Origin of the sequence: Okeania sp. SIO2C2, assembly GCF_010692625.1 — a bacterium.
GTDB classification, from domain to species: Bacteria; Cyanobacteriota; Cyanobacteriia; order Cyanobacteriales; family Microcoleaceae; genus Okeania; species Okeania hirsuta.
Map to the genome: position 1 here is coordinate 70748 of NZ_JAAHGM010000026.1, position 23775 is coordinate 94522.

Consider the following 23775-nt stretch of genomic DNA (forward strand, 5'->3'; position numbering starts at 1 on the left):
AATTAGACATCTCCACCAAATCAGGGAATAGGGAGAATTAATTGATAATTTATGGATGAAGAATTTTTCTTAAAAGAGGGAATAGGAAATACTCATTGATTTGAGACAAATATCTTGATTATTTTTCCTTTTTCCCTCTTCCTTCTTCCTTTTAAATCAAACTAGGACATTTCAAATTCACCATTCCCAGTCGCACATGAGAACGATCTTGGAGAATAACTTCTAAGGAGATTTTCATCTCTGGCGCAAATTCAAGTACTTCTAATTCTCCCCAAAAACCACAATATTTAGCCTCTGGAATTTCTGGATGAATTTCTCCTACGTCTGGACGATGTAAATTAGCAGGAATTTCTTTGATTATTTTGCCCGCTACAATTAATTCTACTGTAACTGGAGGAGATGTTTTTCCTACTACCCATCCTCCAATACAAATGGAACTAATATCTTTTTCTACTCCTGGTTTTGGTACATCTATAGAACATTCTACTATTTCTGGATCTTTTTCATATAAAGAAACACTAACTTCGACATTTGTTTTAATCCTTAGACTGAAGTCTTCTTGTTGTCGAGTTAGATGAGGGTTATAACAAGGGTCTTTATCTATTAAATGTTTCCATCTTTGCTTCATCTTTTGAATTTCTTGTTGGAAACGTAATTGTTTTTCTCCTGTATTTTCTACTCCCCGACTTTTCGATTCATGGTGATACAAAACAGCGTGAGGTACATAAATATTTCGATAACCTTTATCTATCATTTTCAAACATAAATCTACGTCGTTAAATGCTACAGCTAATTCTTCATCAAACCCACCCATTTCTTCAAATACTTCTCGCCGACACATTAAACAAGCGGCAGTTACGGCAGAATAATTATTCACACAAATAATTTGACCATTGTATCCACTATCAGTAGGAGAAAAACCTCGATGACTATGGTCTGCTATACTCCTCATTCCTAATACTACTCCGGCGTGTTGAATTGTATTATCTGGGTATAACAATAAAGCACCGACTGCTCCTATTTTTTTTCTTTGTGCTTGTTCAACCATTGCTTCTAACCAGTCAGGAGTTTTTACTTCTGTGTCATTATTTAAGAATAGTAAATAATCACCTTCTGCTTTTTCTGTGGCGAAATTATTGAGCTTTGAAAAATTAAAAGGAATATCATGTTTATAACATTTGAAACGTTGTGGTTCTTGATTTTTCCACGCTTCGATAATAGCTTTTGTTTCTGGTTCGTTGCTGCCATTATCAATCAAGATTACTTCGTAATTTGGGTAAGTTGTTTTGCTAAAGATTGACTCTAGGCATCTATCTAAAATGTCTCCTAAGTTTCTGGTGGGAATGATAATACTGACTAGCTTTTTCTCTGGAATTTGATAACGAATTTGATAGAAACCAGTATGTTGAGGCAGATTATAAATTGTTCCTTTTTCTCCTCTTCTTTCTAATGCTTCTGTTAATGCTTTTTTGGCTGTTTCTGCTGAAATTGTCTGATTTATTGCTACTCCATTTTCAGAAATTCTGCTGTGATAAAGTATTTTGGGAATGTGGAATATTTTTTGACTTTTTTCGCTTAACCGCAGAATTAAATCATATTCATAATTATTTTCATATCCCCCTCGAAAACCATTTAAGTTTTCTAGTAATTCTCGGCGATATATACACAAATTACCAGTGTACATTCGAGATAAAAATGAGTCTGGACACCAATCTGGTTTAAAGTATGGTTGAGTTAACTTCCCTTCTTTTGTTAATTTATCTTCGTCTGAATAAACCATATCTGCTTCTGGATGTTTATTCAGAAATAGCGCCATTTCATAGAGGGCGTCTGGGGTTAAGATATCATCAGAATTTAACAGGGTAATAAAATCTCCTGTTGTTAATGCTAAGGCCGTATTTAAGTTTGTGGCAATATCTCCACTTTCATCTTTTAAGACTAATTTGACTCTGTTATCTGTTTCTAGATTTTGTGGAAGTTTATCGGCAATATAACAGATTTCCCAGTTTGGATAAACTTGATTTATAACTGATTCAATTGTCTCTTGGCACTCTGGAGATGTTGTTTTTTCTGGCAAGATAATACTAATTAATGGTTGATATCGAAAGGTGTCTAAATTTTCCGACATCTTCTTTAGTTTTTCTGAACTAGGTAAGTTGGCTTTGAGCCATAATTGATAGATATCTTCTCTTTCAACTACAGGAGAATTTGAGGGAAAAATAACACTTGCTTGTTCATTACTTACTATTTCCTTTTCCCTTTTCAAAAGAGCGACATTTTCCTGTTGCTTGTTTCCTATTTCCTGTTCCCTTAAAACTTTTTTCTTAGGTAATATATTTTCTAACTGAGCTTGAATTTCAGGGTCATCTGGATTAATTTGTAAACCTAACTGATAAAAGGCGATCGCTCCATGAGTTTTCCCTTTTTTTACTAATGTATTGCCTAGTTGTAAATAAAGTTTGTGGTCTTCTGGTTTTATTTCTAATGCTTTATGATAAAGCTGTTCATTTTCCGGGTTATTTTCTATGGCTTTTTCGTACCATCTTATGGCTTCATCTAAATCTAATTGAGCGCGTTTTTTCAGGGCATCTCCTAATTTTTGATAAGCTTCTGGTAGGTCTGCTTTTAATTCTATGGCGCGACGATATGGGTCTATTGCTTCTTGCCAATTTCCTGCTGACCACAAAGCTTTTCCTAAGTTAATATAAGACCAATAAAAGTCAGGATTTAATTCTATTGCTTGACGATAAGGTTCAACAGCTTCTGACCATTTTTCTAGTTTTAATAGACAGTCTCCTAAGTTATTATGAGACCAAGAAAAGTCAGGATTTAACTCTATAGCTTTGCGGTATGCTTCAACAGCTTCTTCCCATTTTTCTAATTTCTTGAGAGCTTCTCCTAAACTATTGTGATACCAAGAATTATCTGATTTTATTTCACTTGCTTTTTTATATGCTTTGGCAGCTTCTGACCATTTTTCCTGCTGTGATAAAATTTCCCCTAATTTTCCATAAGGTATATCAAATTCTGGATAATTTTCCGTTGCTTGACTATAAGCTTTGATTGCCTCTTCTATTTTTCCTTGTCCTTGGAAATATTCTCCATATCTATAATAAATTTCTCCAATTTTTTCCTTGATTTCTATTTTATTTGGTTCTAGCTGTTTAGCTTTTTGATAATTTTGTAAAGCTGACTCTAGCTGTCCTTGATTTAATAAAGCATCTGCTAATTTTTCGTAAGGTTCTACATTATTTGGATTGGCAGATATGACTCTTTGATAACAAGCAACTGCTTCTTCCCACTGCTCGTTTTGAATTAAAATTTCTCCTAATTTATAACTAGCTTCTAATAATTGTGACTTTAACTGAATTGCTCCTTGATAACAAGCGATCGCCTGTTGTAATTGACCATTTTCATTGAGAGTATTTCCGGTAAATAAAAATTCTTCTGCTGTAGCTTTTCCTGGTTCTAGTCTTAATACTTGAAATAAACATTCTGCTGCTGCTGCTGACTGATTAAGTTGAGTATAAATTTTCGCTAAATTGCGATATGCTCCAGCAAATTCTGGTTTAATTGCAATTGCTCTGCGATAATATTGTATTGCTTGTTCCCACTGTTGTTGTTGAGCAAATATAGTTCCTAAATTTGCATGAACTTCTACAAAATCTGGTTTAATTTCTAATGCTTTTTTGTACCAATCTAATGCTGGTTGTAATTTACCCATAGCTTGTAGAGAATTACCGATTATTTTATAAGCTTTGGGTTCTGGTTTAATTGAAATAATTTTCTGACTTAAAGTAATTGCTTGTTGCCATTTTTTCTGATTCACATAAGTCTCTGCCACCATCATATAAGTTTCTATATCTTCAGTATTAATGCTAGTCACAGTTGGTTGAGGTGAAATATTATTTGTCTGTTCTGCTGCCGCAAGGGTATCATTAGCATTTGCTTGATGATTATTTAAACTGCCAACTAAAGTATCTCGTGGTTCTAATTCTTTACTAGAAATTAAATTATATTCACTAGCTCTAATATCTGTTGAAGTTTCTACTTTTGTATTGGTATTAGTTGCTCTAAGTTCGATAGCTTTGCGCAAACAAACTGTCGCTTCATCTAAATTCCCCTGCTGTTTTAAAGCTTCTCCTAAATTTTGATAAGCTTCTACAGAATTAGTATTTAATTTAATAGCAATTCGGTAACAAGATATTGCCTCATTTAAACCACCCTGTTGCTGTAGATTTTTACCTAAATTAAAAATTTCTTCTAGGGTAGCTTTTTCAGGTTCTAGAGAAAATGCTTTGTATTGACAATATGTAGCAGATTTTTCATTACCCAAACATAACCAGACTTTTGTCATATTGCGATAAGCTCCGGCAAAATCAGGCTTCAGTTCTACAGCTTTTTGATAATAAGATATAGCTAATTTCCATTTTTGCTGCATGGCATATAAACTGCCGAGATTAGCATATACTTCCGGCCAATCTGATTTAATTTCTAACGCTTTTTTATAGTAATTTTCTGCAGCTTCCAATTTTCCTTTTGCTTGCCAAATATTACCTAAAGTTTTGTATGGGGGAGCATAATTTTCTTCGATTTTTATAGCTAATTCACAGGAAGCGATCGCCTCATCAATTTTTTTTTCGGCTACATAAGCTTCTGCTTTTTGGTGGAATTTTTCTGCTACGCTTTCTGGAGGATTTGTTGATGCCATTTTCTCTCTTTTTTTTGCTACTATGAATTAAGTTAATTTTCGGTTTGGATAAAACCTTAATTGAAAAACGGGCAATAGTTTTTATTTCCTATTTCTTACGTTTTTCACCCTCGTCACTTCAGTTATCAGTACCTCCTGTAATACCAGTTTAAAAAAAGAATGCTATAAAACAATACAGTTCAGTTAAGGATTTTTTTTGCATTTCTGTAGTCTGAAAAGCCTATCTAATGGTTCCATATATTATGAGTTTTTGTCTAAACTGAACCGTATTGTGCTATAAAAAGTATATCTAGAACGGATATGCTGAAAAATATTTGCTCCAGTTCATTTTAGATAGTTATATCTATTGTTTTCCCCTTTTTTTCAAGATTTATCCCTTTTTCCTTCTTGCTTCCTCCTTCTGACCTACGGACGTTGCATGCAACGTCCCTACCATTTGTAACAAATGTCGATCAAATTGGTATAGCTAGGGAGGCAAGAAAATACGGAATTCTCTTTTTTTTATACCCCTAAAAGAGTAGCTTTGAGACCTGTTTTTTTGGGTTATTATGTTCCGTAGGTGTTAGTTTTATGGAATAAGGGATTAATTGTAGGTAATAAGATTTTACCTAATACTATTTCTTTGTAACGATGCACTTAATGATTTTTTTACGGCATTATTTTGCTGGTAATTATCATATTTTATTCAGAGCAACTTCATAGATAAATTGTACAATATCATGTTAGGAGGGGTTAGTTATTAAATTTTATTTATAGCAATTCCTAAGAAGCATAATGTACCAAATTCGTTTATTTTAGGAAGTAGGGAGTAGAAAAGAAGAAAAACAACTGTACTTTAGTAACTTGAGAAGTGTTATATAACTGAGAGTACAAAATAGATACTGAAATTGTCTTTACTTTTCTCGTTTCTTCCTTCCTAAGTTATTTATAAGTGTTTAACTGATAACGTAGCTCTCCTGGAGGGGGCACATAATATAACACCTAATATTTAATACAACTCCACTGTTTTTACAATGTCCAAAATTGCTAGGAGTCATATCATTTCAATTTAGATATGTCATAAATAGTTTTATAGTTCATCAAAATATAGTCACATAAGACATATTCTTATAAAGATATGGTCGAGAGTTATTAAATTTCGTCAAATATTTAGTAGCTGGTTAGTACAAACAAACGAAGATATTTGACATTAATTTGACAGTTGTCCTGAATAGTAATGGTAAAGATATATATTCTTTAATTTCTTCCCACACTCCCCTACTCCCCCACTCCCAAACCCTAATTAAACCTCAGACCTTTTTCAGATAATACCTACAGCTTGAAGCATTAAATTGAGTGACCCTAAGTTCACCAAAATATCTTCCACAAGGGAACTTTCATACATTAAATTCCTAATAGGATAACAACTAAATGCTTCACCTACTAAAAAGTAATGTTCAAGTCCTAATAATTGGCTAATATGCCAATAGTAATATCTGAGATAGTTGGGCGAGAAAAGTTCAATAACTTTAGTCTCTGGATTACAGAATACTATATTTGTGAGACCACTTCCATGAGGAGCAACTATAATTTTGGCATGAGCAAAGGTGGCAATTTGAGTTTCTAGGGACATAGACTCTGGAGTAATACAGGTAAAACCAAATTTGCTTAATATCTCTAATACCTCTGGTTCATTCATGACTCGGCGATACCTAGCATTACTCCTACTTATGTATATTCTTTCTGGCAACCCTGACTTCTTAATAATTCTTTCTTCGAGAAATACTTCTCTCAAAAATTTTACTCCCCACGGTTGTAACCATCCTAAATAACTAGAATATGAAGGGACGACTAATTCTTCTGCTTGAATGTAGGGATGGCGATCGCTTGCCAGAATTTTCTCTTCGGGAATGCCAAGAATTTTTAAGGTCTCCTGTTGAAAAGGTTGTTGATAATCATTAACCAAAAACCAATCTATCTCTTCTAAATTTATACCCCGACGTAATATTTCTATTCTGGGCAACAGGTCTACCACCCAGTGAAAATACACATTTCCCGACAGTACTGATAATACTGCTACTTTACCATGAATTTTCTCTAGAGACGGAAGTTCTTCTAAACCAAATATTCGATGTTTACCTGGGTCGTGGTTGGTACATCCTGGTAATGGGGATGGATACTCCCTAGAAACATCTGCCAGTAAATAGTTGTCTGGAGTCATAATGGCGATCGCGTAACATAGTCTCCAGTAATTTTTCTTGGGCATAACCCAAGTTCTTCCCTCTGGTACTATTGTGACGAAATTGGGAGTCTGGGAAATTTTCAGAAAGTGAGGAAAATTCGACAAACTATTTTTTGAGTCTTCTGTCAAGGAGGGTATATCCCCTTTTTTTGCTTGCTTGAGGAAAGAGCTTTTTTTCCCTAAACTCTTACTCAAAAAATCCGTATCTTGGCTAAACCCACTTCTACCATTGAGACTATAAACTGCTGGGGCGAGGTATTTTGCTTCAAAATACTGATAAATTTCCCATAAACATTTACTACAATTTAACCCATAACATTCTAAATTTTTCTGCTGATTTTTAGAGCTTAATTCCTGACTTGAAGGTTTGATAATTTCTGCTATATCTTCTGTTGTGGATTTTTCTAATTTTACTTCTATATATCTTGGCAGGTCATTGTTACTATCTAATCGTTCTATCCAATCTTTTGTAGATAAATATAATCCTTCTAATTGTTGATAAGGCTGAAGATTATTGTTGAATATCTGCGAATCTAATATTATTGTTTTTTTAGATAAAATTTTACTGTAACAATCTATCGCTTGCTCCCATCGCTGTTGCTTTTCCAGAACCTTTCCCAAATCAAAATAAATACTTATCGTCTCAGCAATTCTATTTTCACTTAATAATATTTGGATAGCTACCCGATAACTAATAATTGCTGGATTTAACCGTTTTTGTTTAACTAAACAATTCCCTAATAAACAATAAATTTCTGGTAAATTTGCCTGAACTTGTAAAGCTTTTTGATAAAACATCTCTGCACTAGCATAAGACTCGTTTTCCATCAAAACATTGCCAAAATGAACATAATATTCGAGCAAATATTCAGATATTTTCCGATACTGCTGCTGAAAACTTTCTGAATAACTATCTAATTTTTGCAGCTCCTTAACAAAATTCAAACCAGCTACCTTTGTCAAATACAATTCATCAGATACTATCTCCTCCGCATTCTCCAACTTCGCCTCCCATAACCAACAAAAACCATCCACAAATTGATGATTAATAATCGCCTTTTGTAAATAAAGAAAAGCAGTTTCAAACCTCCCTATACCCATCAAAGAAAAAGCACAATCACTATAAGCTAATACATTATCTTCTTCTGACTTTAGTTGAATAACTGCTTGAAAACATTTTACTGCCCACTCATGCTCCCCAATAACTTGTAATACTTTACCCAAATTATAATGCGCCTTAATAAAAGTAGGATTTAACTCTATAGCACGACCATAAGCAGCGATCGCTTGTGCGGGATTTTCTTTTGATAAAGCATGACCAATATTATTATATAAATCTGCTGAATTAGGTTTTAAATCTAACCCCTGCCGATAAACTTCAACAGCTTCTTCCGTTCTATTCAAATCCGCTAAAACACCACCTAAATTATTATAAGCTTCTACAGAATTAGGCTTGAGTGCGATAATTTTTCGATAAATATCAACTGCTGCTTGATAATTTCTTTGCAACTCAAAAACAATACCCAAACTAAAATAAGCCTTAATATAATTCGGCTTCAGAATAATAGCTATTTCATAACATTCTATAGCAGCTTCTAAATAACCAAATTGATGCTTAATATTACCCAAATTATAATAAACTTCCGGCCATTTTAATCCTAAATTAATCCCTTGTTGATATTGACTTGCTGCTTCAATCAACCATTTTTTCTGACTATATAATTGACCAAGATAAGCATGAACTTCCGCATATTCTGGCTTAATCTCTAAAGCTTTTGTATAAGCATACATAGCTGCCTGAAAATTGCCTTGAACTTGATAAATTTCTCCTAATATTCTGTAGGCATCCTCAGAATTTGATTGTAGTTCTAAAATTTCTTGACAGGTTGCTATAGCTTGACCTAATTTACCTTCGCTCAAGTAGAGTTTTGCTAATCTGAGATCTTCTTCTATTCCCATCCTTAGCCTAATAGTTAATCATCTCAAATAGTTGCTGGAGATATGCACTATAATCTTTGATTTAGTGCCGGGAGGAAAACAACCAGCAAATAAATGACTTTCCTCCGTTTACTTAGAACAAACTTAGCTGTTCTCCATTAGTACCGCTAAACTTCTTCCTGGATTTTTTTTCTTTCGGTTGTACCTCTGATATGCTTAACTCAGAAGTATCAAACATATTTAACTGAACTGGACTAGGTGAAATATCAATTATTTTATTGAAAAGGTTAGTAGTTTTCTGTTTGATTAATTCGCCAAATCTATAAGTGTACCTATCTGATTTGTGCAAGTGTTGACAATATTTATAACCAATTCATTGTACAGTTTCACTCTTAGTTTTAATATTGAAACTGTCAGTTTTTCTGACTGCAATTCTACTAGAATAAGTACCAATCTTGTTGCTTTTAGTCACAACTGCTTTGACAAGATCGCCAGTTTGAAAACCATAGAATGATTTCTGTCTGAACTTAGGTGCAGTTCTAGGAAAAAAATATTTATCATTTTCTTTGTGGGTTTAATACCCCACCGTCTACACGGTGTTCAAAATTACTTGGGATTCTAACCCCAAGTAATTTTCCTCCTGTCTCCTGTCTCCTGTCTCCTGTCTCCTGTCTCCTGTCTCCTTCTTCAACTAACTTAACCATTTGGCGAGAACCTCTACCCATTGCTTTAATTATTAATGGTTGATAGTTCTGAATATTTAAACTATCTGGGGTGGAAAGACCAACATAAGCTGCATCAGTCCAATGAGGATAACTTAAAAAAATCACTAAAAACTTATCCCCCCTAACCTAATTTTAGAGGGGAGTCAGAATTCTCATTCTAGGGTTATACCGATATGTTAAACCGCATCTATATATTAACCAGACTTAGAAGATTTCAAAGTCAGTGTTTTGTAATGGGTTATTCGCATCATATACAGTCTCATCAACCTTGGCAAATTGATTTTCATCACCCACTGATCCTGTTGGGTTATAGTAGACTAAACCATTAGTAGGGTCATATACAATTGCTGCAGAACTTGCTCCATCAACTACAGGGTTGAAATTCTCAATCACTGCAAACTGGTCTGCAGACAATGGAGCACCACTTGGCGTACCAGTTAAAGCGTTAAACCTTGCATCTTCAGGAATGAATGGACTAGCAGCGAGAACTATTTTATCTCCTTCACCTCTATTAAAGTCTGTTAGAGTGTCAACTCCATAACTACCATCTGAATTGTACCAGAAGAAGAAATCATCAGCTCCAGCGCCACCGGTTAAAATATCGTTATCCCTAGCTCCTGATATGAAGTCATCCCCAGCACCACCATCAAGAGTATCGTTATCTTTACCTCCATCGATAATATCATTGCCCTCATTACCCTCTAGGAAATCATTGCCCTCATTACCTCTGATATCATCATCTCCCGATCCACCTCGTGCTACATCGTCTCCGCGATCGCTAAAGATAATGTCTTCTCCTTCACCACCTTCTAAGGTATCATTATCTTTACCACCTCTCAGGCAATCATCTCCATCCCCTCCTTGTATAGAGTCATTTCCTTCGTTCCCTTGGATTGAGTCATTGCCAGTACCACCAACGCCAGTATCTTCACCTTCTCCTAATGCCACTACATCATTGCCACCGCCAGATGCTACTATATCATCACCAGCTAAAGCTGAAATTTGGTCTGCACCAGATGTCCCAACTCCACGATCGGGAAATGGTGTATATACTCGGACACGACCTCCATCGGCGATGCCAGTACTTACATCGGTTACTGGATCTGTTTCAGTACCTGGTGGAATTACTACTTGAGTCACTTGCTTACCTCGTTTTTTAGTATTTACTATTACTGATTTATGTTTGATTAGCTCTTTGAGCTAATTTTAGATTCTGTATAGATAACCGTTTTTGTCAACCTATATTTTCATTTCTAGGGACAATTTAGTCCTTGTGAATTAAGACATCACAAGCATAACCATTGTTCCCCATGACTACAGCACTACCTAATGTTATAATTCATGTTTTATGAACTAGGCCAGGTTTTTTTCTGCTGCAACAGATACATTTTTTAGAAAGTTATAATTATGTACTGTTTGGTATATTTTTGCATCTTTAAGACTATATATGATTTTGTCTAAATATTACAGATATTTTTTGGCTCAATCTATATGAACCTCCAGAATTTTAACATAGTATGAGCTATTGTCAATTCCCCAATTTGCCGATTAATTTGAAATTCTATAAATAAATTCTGTAGTTACAAGTTAACTTTTGCTTTGAATAACTTCTACAGATTCAGTTTGTTTATATCATATTAATATCTAAGATTAGCTTTACACAGAAAAAGGTTGAAAGTTCCTAGTCTTTAGATAGGGGATGAAAATGACGGTGCGATATTTATCCGGCCGAAGTGATAGAATTAAAGTGTGAGTAAGAAGTTCATCTGCATCTGGAACTGTCCTAGTACAGAGAAATCCCGGCATTTAAGAAACAACGGTTGATACATTCAACTGCAGTATGACTATATTACTGCAAGCAATGGCAGGACAGGGAGTGTAAGATTTTGGTATAGTTATAGAAACTCCTGAAAGCTGCTAAAAAAAGTAAGCACAATCTATATGAGTTAATGTCAATACAAGTGAGTGTCTAGGGGCATTTTGACTAGTCCCACCAGGATAAATCTCTGGGTGATAGTTAAGAAAAAGCGAGCAATGTTTATTGATCCCATTGCGTAGCATCCGCTGAGAATCCTTGTCTGTTTAGAGCAGGGAGAAGTCGAAAATTGGACTTGGTATTATTTGCCAATTTATTTAAAGCTACTTGATAGTATTTGTGTTTTTGTACTATTAATATGATTGAATTATGAACTGATCAGGAACAAAATCTAATTATATTCGCCTTAAGCTTTTTTGAACTTAATAAATTCTCAAAGTACCGGTATCTAATTTCTAATTCAGTACCGGGATTAAAACAAAATGAGTCGGAAGCATCCAGACTAATAATTATTGTGCTATGATAATTTGTGTGAAATATGTACTGCGCTCATATTAATGGTGAAAGTCAGCTATCTTTAACTAAGCTTCTACTAAATTATGGGAAACAAAAGCGTTTAAAACTCATTCCAGAGTTAGTAACCATATAACTCTAGGGAGCCGAAAAGTTTATATCTATGAATTTGTTTACTGAGGATTGTGGCAACAAACTCTAAGCTAGAAGTAAAAGATATCAAGATTAAGTAACTAGGAATAGTTGTTCGAGAGTTCAGGTAATCCTGTATTTTTACCTACTCTTTACTTTGGGAAATATAACTTCTATAATAGTCCTGCCATAACCAACAAATATCTGTGATCTCAATGTTGCTTGAAGGCCCGCGCTCTCCTGACAAGGGAGTGTCTTATGGGAAAATAAATCAATGTTGCGGTTTTCTCAATAGTGTGCTATGGTAAATAAAATAAGGCTGGTTACCTAGTATTGTCTAGGGGATATGTCGGATTAGGGACTTACTGTTGATTGACCGTAAGACCGGAAAAAGCCTCGACCTTGGAGGCAGATAAGTTAAAATCAGAAAGCCCTAATCAGCCATGGTTAGGAATCCTGTGCTGTCGCCTAAGGGCAAAGTTGGCAGAATGTCAAAAAAGTAGATAATTATTATTATTGGAGAGGTGGCTGAGTGGTCGAAAGCGGCTCACTGCTAATGAGTTGTACGGGAGAACCCCGTACCGAGGGTTCGAATCCCTCCTTCTCCGTTATAAATATAGTTAAATTAAATAAATTAAAGACATAACACATAAGAGAAAAAATGTTTTTGTTCTTTTATTGTAATTTTTTCATTGCCTCTACAAACCTTTGGGAAATATAAGGCATTATCTTTTCATTTTGACTAAGGTTCTTGCCTTCTGTAAATACAACTAAAAGATATGGCTTAATATTTGGTAACTCAATATAAGCAAAATTATGACGCACTTGGTTGTCCGAGCTTCCTTTGCACCATACTTTAGTATCCTGAGGTAGACTATCGTCCAAAAATCCTATAGATTGTTCCTTACTTCTATCTCTTAATTTATCTTGGCTAGGATTTTTCTTTAACAAGTTCATCATTTTTTGTGAGGCGACAGGAGATACTGCAACCCCACCCACAATACTATGTAGCAAACGAGCTGTGCTATGAGTAGTAACTATATTTCGATTTTCCATCAATAGTCCTTGAAACATCCTTTCTCGACCATAAGGACCATCACACCATGTTTTTTGATTAATATTAATGAATTTTAACTCAGGCCACTTCAGAGATTGAAAATAACGATTGACAAAGTTACGTTGATATTTCCAGGTTTGAAAAGGCCCTGATGATATTTCAGGTCCACTGGTAGTTCCAGTTAAAACATCTACAACTAGACCAGTAGCATCGTTGCTAGAATAAACGATCATATCTCGAATTGCTCTTTCTAACTCTTTTGAGGTTTTGACCATTCCTTTCTCTAACCACTCATAGATAGCTATAAGATAGAATAAATGGACTATTCCAGCAGCATACATCCGTTCATCACCGTGATCGCTCCAACCACGCACTTGCTGTTGCCAAAACTCTGTGGAATTCTGAATATTTCCTGCCATTGGTAAATCGTAGACTAACCAAGTTATCGCAATTTGCTCATAAGTTAATTCCGAAAATTCTATCTTGATTGCCTCTATAATGTCTTTACCCAGGATATTTAACTGTTCATCTCGATTAAAAAAAGTCATATAGAAAAATTAGGTAAAATTTAGAAAAGAGAAAAATACTTATTTAATAATATATGGATTGAGTGAAAAATTCTCTGTTAATTATTCCATAGTTATTGAAAATTAAAGCTATCTTTAAATAATAGTGATTCTGATAACTAAGGTTGTAATTTATATCCATAAAAAAAATATTATAATAACTTCAGTAAATTATCCAAGCGAAATTTAGTGTTCGACCACCAATTATCTAATGTTGTTGAGTATCAGTGCCAAGCTAATATAAATATCTATGATTCTTCTAAGTGCAATATTTTGGCAACTCAAGCAGCAATTGGGCGAAATTTACAAGTTATCCAGTTACAGGAAAAATTCGACAGTGCAATTTTGGTCAAGTTACAAGAAGATGACTATCAAGGGTGGTTAAGATATACAGACATTGATAAAATTCAGCCAGCACAAACTCCTTTTCAGCCTCACATTTTTCGCGAGACTGAAATTAGAGAGAAATTACCAGAGGTGATTGCTTTTACCTATAAAGCGATGAACACTTCTAATTATTATCTTTGGGGAGGTACAGTAGGACCTAACTATGATTGTTCTGGCCTTATTCAAGCTGCTTTTGTTTCTGTTGGTATTTGGTTACCTAGAGATGCTTATCAACAGGAAGCTTTTTGTCAGAAGATTTCCTTAGACAAATATCAATTAAATAATCAACTCATAGTCGGAGACTTAGTGTTTTTTGGCACTGGTGAACAGGCAGATCATGTAGGATTATACCTGGGAGAAGGACGTTATATTCATAGTTCTGGAAAAAGTCAGGGTCGTAATGGCATTGGCATTGATGTATTGTCTGAAGTGGGTGATGAAGTTAGTCAAAGATACTATCAACTATTTCGGAGTGCAGCAAGAGTAGTTAGGAGTTATGGAAATACTAAGTAGGTTAACGTTAAAAATGGTCGTTATCAGAAAGCAACAGGCAAAATGAAAAGGGTTTTAGGCAATTTGACTTTCCGTAAAAAATACTGGGACGTTCATCAACAGCAAATTCGTCAAAAAATACTATTTTTTCTTTTTCTTCTTGAGAAGAGAGTTTTTTTTAAGTTTGATATCAATGTTTTTTGCTCTTCTTTGTGGGCATTAGCATCATCTCTATGTGCTTTTGGATTTGACTTATTTAACTCCTTGAGTATTTCATAGATTCTGGTTGTTTTTAACTTCACTTCCCATCTTGACTCGAGCACAGTACTAATAATTTGGCCTGTTCATATATTTCTATCTATGCCATAGTTTCTGGGTAATTCTTCCCTAAACATTCTTTTTAATTCTTGTTTTTGTTCTCAATTTAATCTTGAAGATACTTGATGACAAATTGGTTTGGTTAATTCATTTAACCCTGCTTCCAGAAATTTATCTATCCAAGTTGATCAAGTTTTGTAATTACAATTTAATAATTCTGATACTTCTATTCTACTTTTTCCCTCATATAGGTATCTAATTGCTAGTAATCTTTTCCTTAAATACTGTTTTTGATGTTTGTAGTATAGTTTTGGCCATAAATCCCAATCCAGTTGGCGAACTGACAAGTCAGCGCAAGCTATCGCTTCACCTAAATGTCCTATTTTTCAGTAATTTGGTCATCATCAACCCTGAATTAAAATAATGTAGTTTTGATTGTGATCAAATAGGTAATCTTTTGGCGGGAAGGGAGTAACTGGATGATTCTTTGGAGGAACATTATTTTTTATGGCTGGAACCCTGAGAGATAATTGGCAGCAAGTTAGAGAAATTTGTATTAGCGAATTTGGGGTAGTTTATTTGATGATCGCTTTTGTTGTCACAATTATGGCTAATGTCTGGTCAGGACTAGTCTGGAGAAACCATATTATGTCCCCTAGTATCGTTTGTGTAAAATCAAGGATGAATATCTACAGGAAATTTAAGTTTTTTCAAGCTTTTAAGCCTTCTTCCCTCTTGCTTCTTCCTTAACCTTCACGCTTACAATACCCATACTACCGAGCATGATCTTATTATAAAAAAATCCTACACATTCGGACATGATATAATAGAATAGATAATAATTATTGAAGCTTTCAATATAGCTAATTTATTATCTGAGAATATCAATAGTCTCTATCAGTTAAGGGATATTTCTACAAAAAAAACATACTTTTTAATAAATTGTATGACCTAATTTTTGAACCCAGGAAATATAGTTTATGTTCAATGATTTTCAAAGGTTTATTTACCCTATCAAACAAAAAGGAAGATTTCCTATTTTATTGATTCTTCTCTTAGGGTGTTTTTTGTACTTTTACAGAGTAAATTTCCGAGGTCTATGGATAGATGAATTTATCAGTGTTTTAGATGGGCGCAAGATGTCTTTTAATAAAGGCAGGCTACTGTACTATGCTCTTTTAAATCCATGGATGAAGATTTCTGATAATGAGGTATGGTTGAGAGTTCCAGCTATTATTTTTGCACTTTTATCTGTATATATAATTTATAGATTAGGTAATGACTTTTTTAGCAAAAAAGTTGGTCTTCTTGCAGCATTTTTACTAACTATTTCTCCATTATTTATTAATCATGCTCAAGAAATTAGATACTATACAATGAGTGTTTGCCTAGGGCTTTGTGGCTGTCTTGGTCTTGGACATTCTCTGAAGTACCCAGATCAAAAACTTCCACGATTCATATGGGTTGTTGGTAGGATTTTATCCTTTTACACTACACCTTTAAATGCAGCTTTTTTGCTACCAGATATTCTGATTTTATGGCTTAAGTTTAAGTTTAAAATTTCTAGATTAATCAGTTATCTCGTTCTATATTTAACAATCATTATTGCTAGTATTCCTGTAGCTATTTCTGTGAAAAGTGATTCAGGATCGCACCGAGTGATGTTATCAACTCCTGGTGTGAGAGAAATCTTCCGAGAGCTAAGAATAATGACTGTGTTTGCTCATCCACCACTGCTACCTTATGTACCATTATTGATTCAAGTTGTAACTTTAATTATTGCTACAGTTATTCTTGTAGCAATAATTCAAAAACCTCGCACTCAAGAAGTTATATGGGTAGCTTTATGGGGAATTATACCTGCTGCATCTATTTTTGTTTTTTCTAATATATTTTACTCGATATGGAACAGTCGTTACCTAATAATCTCTCAGCCATACTTTATACTACTTGTGGCAATTGGTTTTTTTAAGGTTTTCGATTGGCAAAAAATAATTGGAGTAGTGCTGGCCGTAATATATATGTTGACCGTTAGTTTAGGTTTAGTAACTTATTATACAAGTTCCCAGCGATACATGGGAGCATCAGACCACTACAGACCAGTAGCACAATTGATTGAAAGTCAAGATAGAGATGGTGACATTATCATTTACTCTACAGGTCATGGCACTTCTTTTACTCTGACTTACTATTATCGAGGTTCTGCACCTATATATTTCTATGAGAGGGAAAAAACAGATAAATCAAATTTTCCTGCCCATTTAAAAAATTGGGTTGAAAGTTTACCTCCTACAGACTCGCGTATCTGGTTTATCTATTACGGAGGAGATATGAACATTTTTAAGTCTGTATTTGCAGATAAATTTACAATTGAATCACAGGAGATTATTGGTAATGCAAATATATTATTACTGATTCCTAAGTTGGATAAAAAATGACTACTAGGATATTAATATCTGGGCAACAAACAAATAAACTTCCCAAGGATTAAGCGATGAGATAGTTTTTGTAAAGCAAAGACTAAGAATGCTAGAGCGCTTAATCTTAAGTCTGTTCGGTGGGTTATTGTGGGCATTTAAGAGTTTGCTAAGTAATACCAAATTCACGCAAAGGCAGTTACATCTTAAATTTGTGATTTCTTCTTAAAAGAAAAAATTATAAATTCCATAAATTCTAAAATTTACACCTTTTTTCCTCTTTAATATTTATGTTTTTCTTTCTCTGTTCCCTGTTCCCAGTTAAGTGTTCCCTGTTCCCTGTGTCCTCACGCTTTTCAATATTTTATTAATTTGGTATAAGAATAATTTATTGCTGCCTTTTTCCTAGGTCATTCTAATGCAAATATGTTGAGTCAAAACTCTGCTTAGACAAGAATTTAATCTTCTTTTAACAAAAAGTCTTTGAGTACTTAGCTATAAGCTTTGAGAAAAGACTTTTAATTTTAGCTCAATTTATCAATTTTTTGGAGGAATTAAAAGCAATATCTTTCGACTTATAGCTGACTGCTGAATACTTACTTATACCAATTTGAAAAAAGAATGTTACGAATAATAACTTTGATTAAAAGATAAGTACAGGAAATTTCCCTTTGACAAAGTGGTGGAACCCTGGGACGATGCCAGTGGCAAGTGGTCAAGGGATGGCGTTTTGCTCCGAACATTTAAAGCATTAGCGTTTGTGCAGCATTCCCATAGGAAAGCTCCTCCGGAGGAGGAAAGAGGCAGCAGGTCTGTCACTCTTCGGGTCTCCTCCCTGACCGACCATCAATCAACAGAGGGGTCATGCCCCGCGTCGGCATCAGAAGCAAGGGAATGCTGACCAAGAGAGGGAACCTCCACCAAGAGAAAAAGAGAATTTATGACCTAAAAATTGGTATTGAAGCCATTCATTCTGTATGTCGCCAATCCAACGGTTCCCCTAACTGACTCGATACTTCTGACTCCATAGAAATACCTTAGCTATTTGTAGCAAACATTTATCAATTTGGTATTAGACAGTTTAGAGAGGAAAGACAAAGAGTTAGCAATTATTCAACAAATCAGTATTATTTTTTATGAAAAAAGTTTTATCAAGGTTGAAACCCTATCTGGCGTGGATTATTTTAGGAGTAACTTTATTTTTTCTAACTAAAACTCTCAAAGACCAATGGCAACAAGTACTAGAAATTAGAATTAGTGATTCTGGGTGGGTAAGTTTAGGAACTGCTTTTATCGTCACAATAATAGCTCATTTATGGTCTGGATGGGTATGGTTTTGGATTATTAAAGAATTTAATCAATCAGTTAATCTAAGATGGGCTATTAGAGTATATCTCCTCACAAATGTTGCCAAGTATTTACCAGGAAATATATGGCATTTTTATGGTCGGATTTCTTCAATAAAACAGGCGGGAGTACCCGTTGAAATTGCACTTTTCACTGTGTTGATAGAACCGCTTTTAATGGCTGCTGCAGCTTTAGCTATTGCTTTATTTGCTTCCACTCAAGAAAGTTTGTTTTTACAATTTTTGTGTTTTTTTATAGTCATTTTTATTCTTCATCCACGAATTTTAAACCCGGTAATTAAATATTTAGCTAAACTAAAATTAAAAGTTAAAAAATCTGATTCATATCTACATACTGAATTAAAATTAGTACGCTATCCAATTAAGCCTTTTTTCGGAGAAATTTGTTTCATTTTGCTTCGAGGTGCTGGATTTTTGTTGACTATGTTGGCGTTCAATTCTATTGAATTTAATCAAGTTTTATTAATAATTAGTGTCTTTAGTTTAGCATGGCTATTAGGTTTAGTTGTGCCAGGGGCGCCTGGAGGTGTTGGGATATTTGAAGCAACTGCTTTGGCTTTACTGGAGCAAAAATTTTCCCCTGGTATTGTGTTAAGTGCTGTTGCGTTTTATCGCTTGATTAGTGTTTTAGCTGAAACTTTTGCTGCTGCTTTAGCTTGGTTGGATCAAAAAAATCAACAGTAAAAGGAGGAAGCAAGAAGCAAGAAACAAGAAGGAAAAAGAAAGGTTGATGATTAATATTTCCTGATTTTAGATACTCTATAAGTATAAGTCAACAGTAGTAATGAAAATTGCTATACAATTAATTTTGCAGATACCAATTAAATGTCCAGTTGCACAGAATAAACTTAAATATTTCACTGCTTTTAAAAGTTCTAGTTATAGCACTACGCAAAAACCCTCTTGACATTATTGAAAAGCAGCAATCTTCAAAATCTCATGGGTGCATCTCAGTATTTGCAAAAATACTTTTTTCCTATCTATTCCCTGTTGCCTGTTGCCTGTTGCCTGTTGCCTAAAAGCCAAAAAATTATGGCTTTATTCAAAATTGAGATGCACCCAATCTCATACTATTTCAAAATCCTTAATTCTCTGTTTCATCTACTTCTTGATAATTGCCGTTGCTCATCTTCTCAAAATTAGTCGTGAAACGCCTGAAATTTATAGCTAAAAAGCAACAGCTCTCAATAAATGTTGCTGCCATGATTCTCAATAAATATCAAATTAATACAGCAGTTTTCGAGTCGATCAGGTAAGTAGGTTGCCCTAAATAGGGTTTGCGCTCAAAAGTCTTATGGGTGAGGGTAGGAGACAGGAGACAGCTATACTGGAGACAGGAGAAATGGGAACGAGCGAGGAGGTAGGAGCGGGCGTTTTGTCCCAAGATTGTTCTGCTCAACTCTTGACCAAAATCCTGAATTTTTGAACCATTACCACCTAAAACCTCGCACCCCCTCCAGACCTAAAATTGCTCAAACTAATACCAGTCAATACTTTGATATTTAATCAGCAAACCCTAAATAAACGTTAAAAAGATAAATCATTTTGTATCTCTATGTTTAAGCAATTAGAGTTAAATTTATATTGCTTTAATTGATATTTTTTAGCAGAACTCCTTTCTTGTTCTCGTTCTCGAGGGAATTTTTTGGTCACGAGTCAACCTTGAAAGTTCTTGCTCTTCTGATTCTGTTAGCTGAATTTTGAGACTGGCTGGCATATAGCGATCACTCTTTTTTAACTACTTTATCGGTACTTTGGCAAAAAATATGTTAAGAACAGGATCAAACCCTTATATAGTCTAGGTTTTACATTTAATCAACCTTTTTCCTGATATATCAACGTATTTCCCTTACCGAAAAATTGTGGTTTAAAGCCTCCTCTTTTCAGGGGATAATAAGCGGTCGTTAGCGGAGCTTCCCGTAGGGTGGGATGGCGTTAGCGGAGCGGGTCTGTAAGAACGGGTCTCCTCGCCATATCCAATCGACCAAGAGAAGAAAAATTTTCATGATTAGTCAATCCTCTTCTTTTCAAGGAGAGAAGCTATCCCACTATTTTTAACAAGTTTATTTGTTTAAGTAAAATGTGTTTGAAAAGCTTGATTTTTCGTTTTTAACTATCAACATATTTAGAGTTTTTAGCAAAAGTCTTATTAGTGGGATAGGTTCAAGGAGAGGTAATTATTAATTATTAATTGTTAAACCCTACTAGCTTTGAAGGCATTTTCACTGTGAAAAATATCAAAGTACCGATATCCAATCGACCAAGAGAGGGAATACGCACTCCTGTGAGAGAACAGAGAATGAATAAAAATTATAGATTAGTCTTGAATTGCACCTCACGCTTCCTGAAATTTGCTGTAAGTCTACCGACTTATCTTCAAAAACTTTCTATAGGTATTTACATACATAACAAAGAAAAAGAATGGGTTGGTTATACCATTTCTCCATCAAGTTGCACTTAATATAAAGATGAGAATAGTCAGTGTAATTAAAGTCTGAGCAACAATTATTAAGCGCATTTTTACAAAGAAATGGTATTACGACTTATGCTGATAATAAACCTTAGACAGGGAAATATTTTTCCTACTGTTGCCTGTTCCCTGTTCCCTCCTATAGATATCTGAACAGTTTTAATTATATATTTCAACTTTTAATTTAAAAAATCAAAATTTTGTCATCAATCCCTGATAAAAAAAATAAAAAAATTCCTGAATAAACCCACCAAGTTTCAATACTTTCAGAGCTTATTCTCAATTTTGTGATATTATCAAAAATAGTATAATTTGACGTAACCTATGACTTAATAACAAAATAAAGCTCCAAATGCCTATAATTTCGTTGTTTTTGTAGCGATCGCCCTGAATTTTTACTAGCACAGCAAACTAATTTTATCCACCTTCCTTAACCAATAATTGACAAATATATAACAATAGTGTAAAGCAGAAATATTCAAGGAGGGTTGCTCAAAATCCCCTTGACAAAAATAACTTCTGACTTCTGACTTCTGAGTTCTGACTTCGTTAACCACCCTCCTTAACCAGTAATTGACAAAAATATAACCACAGTGGTAGTTAAGAAAGTTTAGACAGGCAAATCTTAACAATGTGTTACAAAATATAGGAATACAAGTTATTCAGAGTCAATTAACAGTGAAAGTATTCCGAACACTTGAGCCTCAAAACCAGCACAGTCTAATGATGTTGTTCGTTGCAGGCTTATTATTTTGGTCAAGTATAACCACCTTACTACCCACCTTACCTCTTTACATAAATTTTATTGGAGGTACGAAACAACAAATTGGCCTGGTAATAGGTTGCTTTGCTGTGGGACTATTATTATCACGATTTGTTCTAGGACCATTAGCTGATACGAGAAGTCGGAAGTTAGTCCTGATAGTTGGCACAAGTGTAGCAGTGATCGCCCCATTCGGTTATTTACTACTAAAGTCTTTTCCTCTACTAATGGGAGTTCGTGCTTTTCACGGTATTAGTATTGCTGGAGTTACTATTGGCTATAGTGCTTTGGTGGCTGACTTGTCTCCTCCCGGTCGTAGGGGAGAATTAATTGGTTATATGAGTTTAGCAGCTCCTATAGGTATGGGAATTGGCCCAGCAATCGGAGGTTTTTTAGCAGAGGCGAGTGGTTATGTAGCTTTATTTATCGTTTGTTCTGCTCTGGGAGTTATAAGTTTATTATGTAGTTCTTTTGTCAGGGAACAAAACACTACAGTAGGAAAAAATCAAACCGATCTAAATCCTGTTTTAAATGAGTTACAGCAACAAAAATTCTGGCAAATATTAGGGAGTCGTAGGGTTTTAGTTCCTAGTTTTGTGATGTTAATGGTGGGTTTAGTATTTGGCACAACAATCACTTTTCTGCCACTTTTTATTCAAGAAAGTGGAATTGCTCTTAACGCAGGACTTTTTTATACAGTCAGAGCGATCGCTAGTTTTATCATCCGCTGTTTTACTGGAAGAGCTTCAGATAGATTTGGTCGCGGCATTTTTATCTGTGGAGGTCTGGTCTGTAGTTTGTTGAGTATGTTAATGTTATGGACAACAAATAGCAGTAACACCATTTTACTCGCAGCTATTCTCGGAGGGACTTCTAGTGGCTTGGTTCTTCCTATGATGATTACTTTAATGACAGACCGATGTCTTCCTAGTCAAAGAGGTAAATTTTTCTCTCTTTGTATTGGTGGGTTTGATTTAGGTTTGGCTTTAGCTGGTCCTTGTTTTGGTCTGGTGGCAGAGCAATTTAATTTTAGTTATAGAAGTATGTTTGCTCTGGATGCTTGTCTTGTTTGTTTAGCACTAGCTACATTTATCACCATGTCAAACAAAGACTTGCCCCATTCCATCAGATTTGCTTCTGGTCAGGGACAAGATACTTATGCTATTAACTCTTGATACGGGCCTGGAGGGATTCGAACCCCCGACCTCATGGTCCGTAGCCACGCACTCTATCCACTAAGCTACAGGCCCCCGTTACATTTAGTGTTGGATCAAGCTTAATTAAATAGCTTTTCTTCCGCACTAATAATAAATAATAGCACATTTGAACAAAATGACAAGAGATTTTTTTAAATTCGAGCAAAATTTAACTCATTTGGATGAAAAGGGGGAAGCTCAAATGGTTGATGTATCTGCTAAAGTGCCTACTGTGCGTCAGGCTGAAGCTGGTGGACAAGTACGGATGTCAAGAGAAACATTTGAAACTATTCAAGCTGGTAATGCGCCAAAAGGTGATGTTTTGGGAACTGCTAAGTTGGCTGGAATTATGGCGGCCAAGCAAACGGCTCAACTGATTCCTTTGTGTCATCCTTTGCCATTACAAAAAATAAATGTTCAGTTAATTGCCGATCCACAACTACCTGGATATCAGATTCGGGCCATGGTAAAAACTAAGGCGGAAACTGGGGTGGAGATGGAAGCTTTGACGGCAGTTTCTGTGGCTGCTTTGACTTTGTACGATATGGCTAAGGCTTTGGTGCGACTCGTTGGCTAGTCAAGGCTGCTGAAAAGCAGATATAGCTAGCCTTCCAGGTCACGACATGGAACCAATAATTCCGACCTGTGAAAACTCTTATGCCCTTGATGGTGAAATTCCATCCGCC

The 23775-nt window shown here is 34.9% G+C and carries 11 protein-coding genes and 2 tRNA genes; 7 read left to right on the top strand and 6 right to left on the bottom strand.

The features are described 5' to 3' along the window. Window positions 1–151 precede the first annotated feature (151 nt). From F6K18_RS20510 to F6K18_RS20525, 4 genes are all read right to left on the bottom strand, one after another. Window positions 152–4711, bottom strand: a complete 4560-nt coding sequence (locus tag F6K18_RS20510; protein ID WP_287523445.1) for a tetratricopeptide repeat protein — start codon at window positions 4709–4711, stop codon at window positions 152–154. A gap of 1300 nt (window positions 4712–6011) precedes the next feature. Next, window positions 6012–8891 carry a tetratricopeptide repeat protein gene (locus F6K18_RS20515; protein ID WP_287523448.1) on the bottom strand — a complete coding sequence of 960 codons (2880 nt, stop codon included), beginning with the start codon at window positions 8889–8891 and terminating at the stop codon, window positions 6012–6014. Window positions 8892–9427: 536 nt separating this feature from the next. After that, window positions 9428–9700, bottom strand: coding sequence for a hypothetical protein (locus F6K18_RS20520; protein WP_287523450.1), 273 nt, complete (start codon window positions 9698–9700; stop codon window positions 9428–9430). 99 nt (window positions 9701–9799) lie between these two features. Beyond that, window positions 9800–10735 carry a calcium-binding protein gene (locus tag F6K18_RS20525; protein WP_287523453.1) on the bottom strand — a complete coding sequence of 312 codons (936 nt, stop codon included), beginning with the start codon at window positions 10733–10735 and terminating at the stop codon, window positions 9800–9802. Window positions 10736–12574: 1839 nt separating this feature from the next. On the opposite strand from F6K18_RS20525, the gene F6K18_RS20530 reads away from it, so the two are divergent. After that, window positions 12575–12664 (top strand) — tRNA-Ser (locus tag F6K18_RS20530). A 67-nt stretch (window positions 12665–12731) separates the two neighbouring features. Here F6K18_RS20530 and F6K18_RS20535 read toward each other — a convergent pair. Continuing rightward, window positions 12732–13661 carry a serine hydrolase gene (locus F6K18_RS20535; RefSeq protein ID WP_287523456.1) on the bottom strand — a complete coding sequence of 310 codons (930 nt, stop codon included), beginning with the start codon at window positions 13659–13661 and terminating at the stop codon, window positions 12732–12734. 207 nt (window positions 13662–13868) lie between these two features. Between F6K18_RS20535 and F6K18_RS20540 the strand changes: the two genes are divergently transcribed. The 5 genes from F6K18_RS20540 (at window position 13869) to F6K18_RS20560 (ending at window position 23068) form a co-directional block, all read left to right on the top strand. After that, complete coding sequence (locus F6K18_RS20540) at window positions 13869–14579, top strand: C40 family peptidase (protein ID WP_287523459.1); 711 nt, start codon at window positions 13869–13871, stop codon at window positions 14577–14579. 1436 nt (window positions 14580–16015) lie between these two features. Next, a complete protein-coding gene (locus tag F6K18_RS20545; protein WP_287523462.1) occupies window positions 16016–17314 on the top strand; it encodes a glycosyltransferase family 39 protein in 1299 nt (432 codons plus the stop codon). 1115 nt (window positions 17315–18429) lie between these two features. Then, window positions 18430–19344, top strand: coding sequence for a lysylphosphatidylglycerol synthase domain-containing protein (locus tag F6K18_RS20550; protein WP_287523465.1), 915 nt, complete (start codon window positions 18430–18432; stop codon window positions 19342–19344). 610 nt (window positions 19345–19954) lie between these two features. Further along, window positions 19955–20086, top strand: a complete 132-nt coding sequence (locus F6K18_RS20555) for a hypothetical protein (protein WP_287523467.1) — start codon at window positions 19955–19957, stop codon at window positions 20084–20086. Between the two features lie 1722 nt (window positions 20087–21808). Beyond that, complete coding sequence (locus tag F6K18_RS20560) at window positions 21809–23068, top strand: MFS transporter (protein ID WP_287523480.1); 1260 nt, start codon at window positions 21809–21811, stop codon at window positions 23066–23068. Window positions 23069–23070: 2 nt separating this feature from the next. On the opposite strand, the gene F6K18_RS20565 is transcribed toward F6K18_RS20560, so the two are convergent. Next, window positions 23071–23143: transfer RNA gene (locus F6K18_RS20565), tRNA-Arg, on the bottom strand. An 82-nt stretch (window positions 23144–23225) separates the two neighbouring features. On the opposite strand from F6K18_RS20565, the gene moaC reads away from it, so the two are divergent. After that, complete coding sequence (moaC, locus tag F6K18_RS20570; RefSeq protein WP_287523468.1) at window positions 23226–23666, top strand: cyclic pyranopterin monophosphate synthase MoaC; 441 nt, start codon at window positions 23226–23228, stop codon at window positions 23664–23666. The last annotated feature ends 109 nt before the right edge of the window (window positions 23667–23775 follow it).

Excerpts from the sequence above, each read along its gene's own strand:
- F6K18_RS20510 (WP_287523445.1), bottom strand. The coding sequence starts at position 4,711 with ATGGCATCAACAAATCCTCCAGAAAGCGTAGCAGAAAAATTCCACCAA.
- F6K18_RS20515 (WP_287523448.1), bottom strand. The coding sequence starts at position 8,891 with ATGGGAATAGAAGAAGATCTCAGATTAGCAAAACTCTACTTGAGCGAA.
- F6K18_RS20535 (WP_287523456.1), bottom strand. The coding sequence starts at position 13,661 with ATGACTTTTTTTAATCGAGATGAACAGTTAAATATCCTGGGTAAAGAC.
- F6K18_RS20545 (WP_287523462.1), top strand. The coding sequence starts at position 16,016 with ATGTCTTTTAATAAAGGCAGGCTACTGTACTATGCTCTTTTAAATCCA.
- F6K18_RS20550 (WP_287523465.1), top strand. The coding sequence starts at position 18,430 with ATGAAAAAAGTTTTATCAAGGTTGAAACCCTATCTGGCGTGGATTATT.
- F6K18_RS20555 (WP_287523467.1), top strand. The coding sequence starts at position 19,955 with ATGGGTGAGGGTAGGAGACAGGAGACAGCTATACTGGAGACAGGAGAA.
- moaC (WP_287523468.1), top strand. The coding sequence starts at position 23,226 with ATGACAAGAGATTTTTTTAAATTCGAGCAAAATTTAACTCATTTGGAT.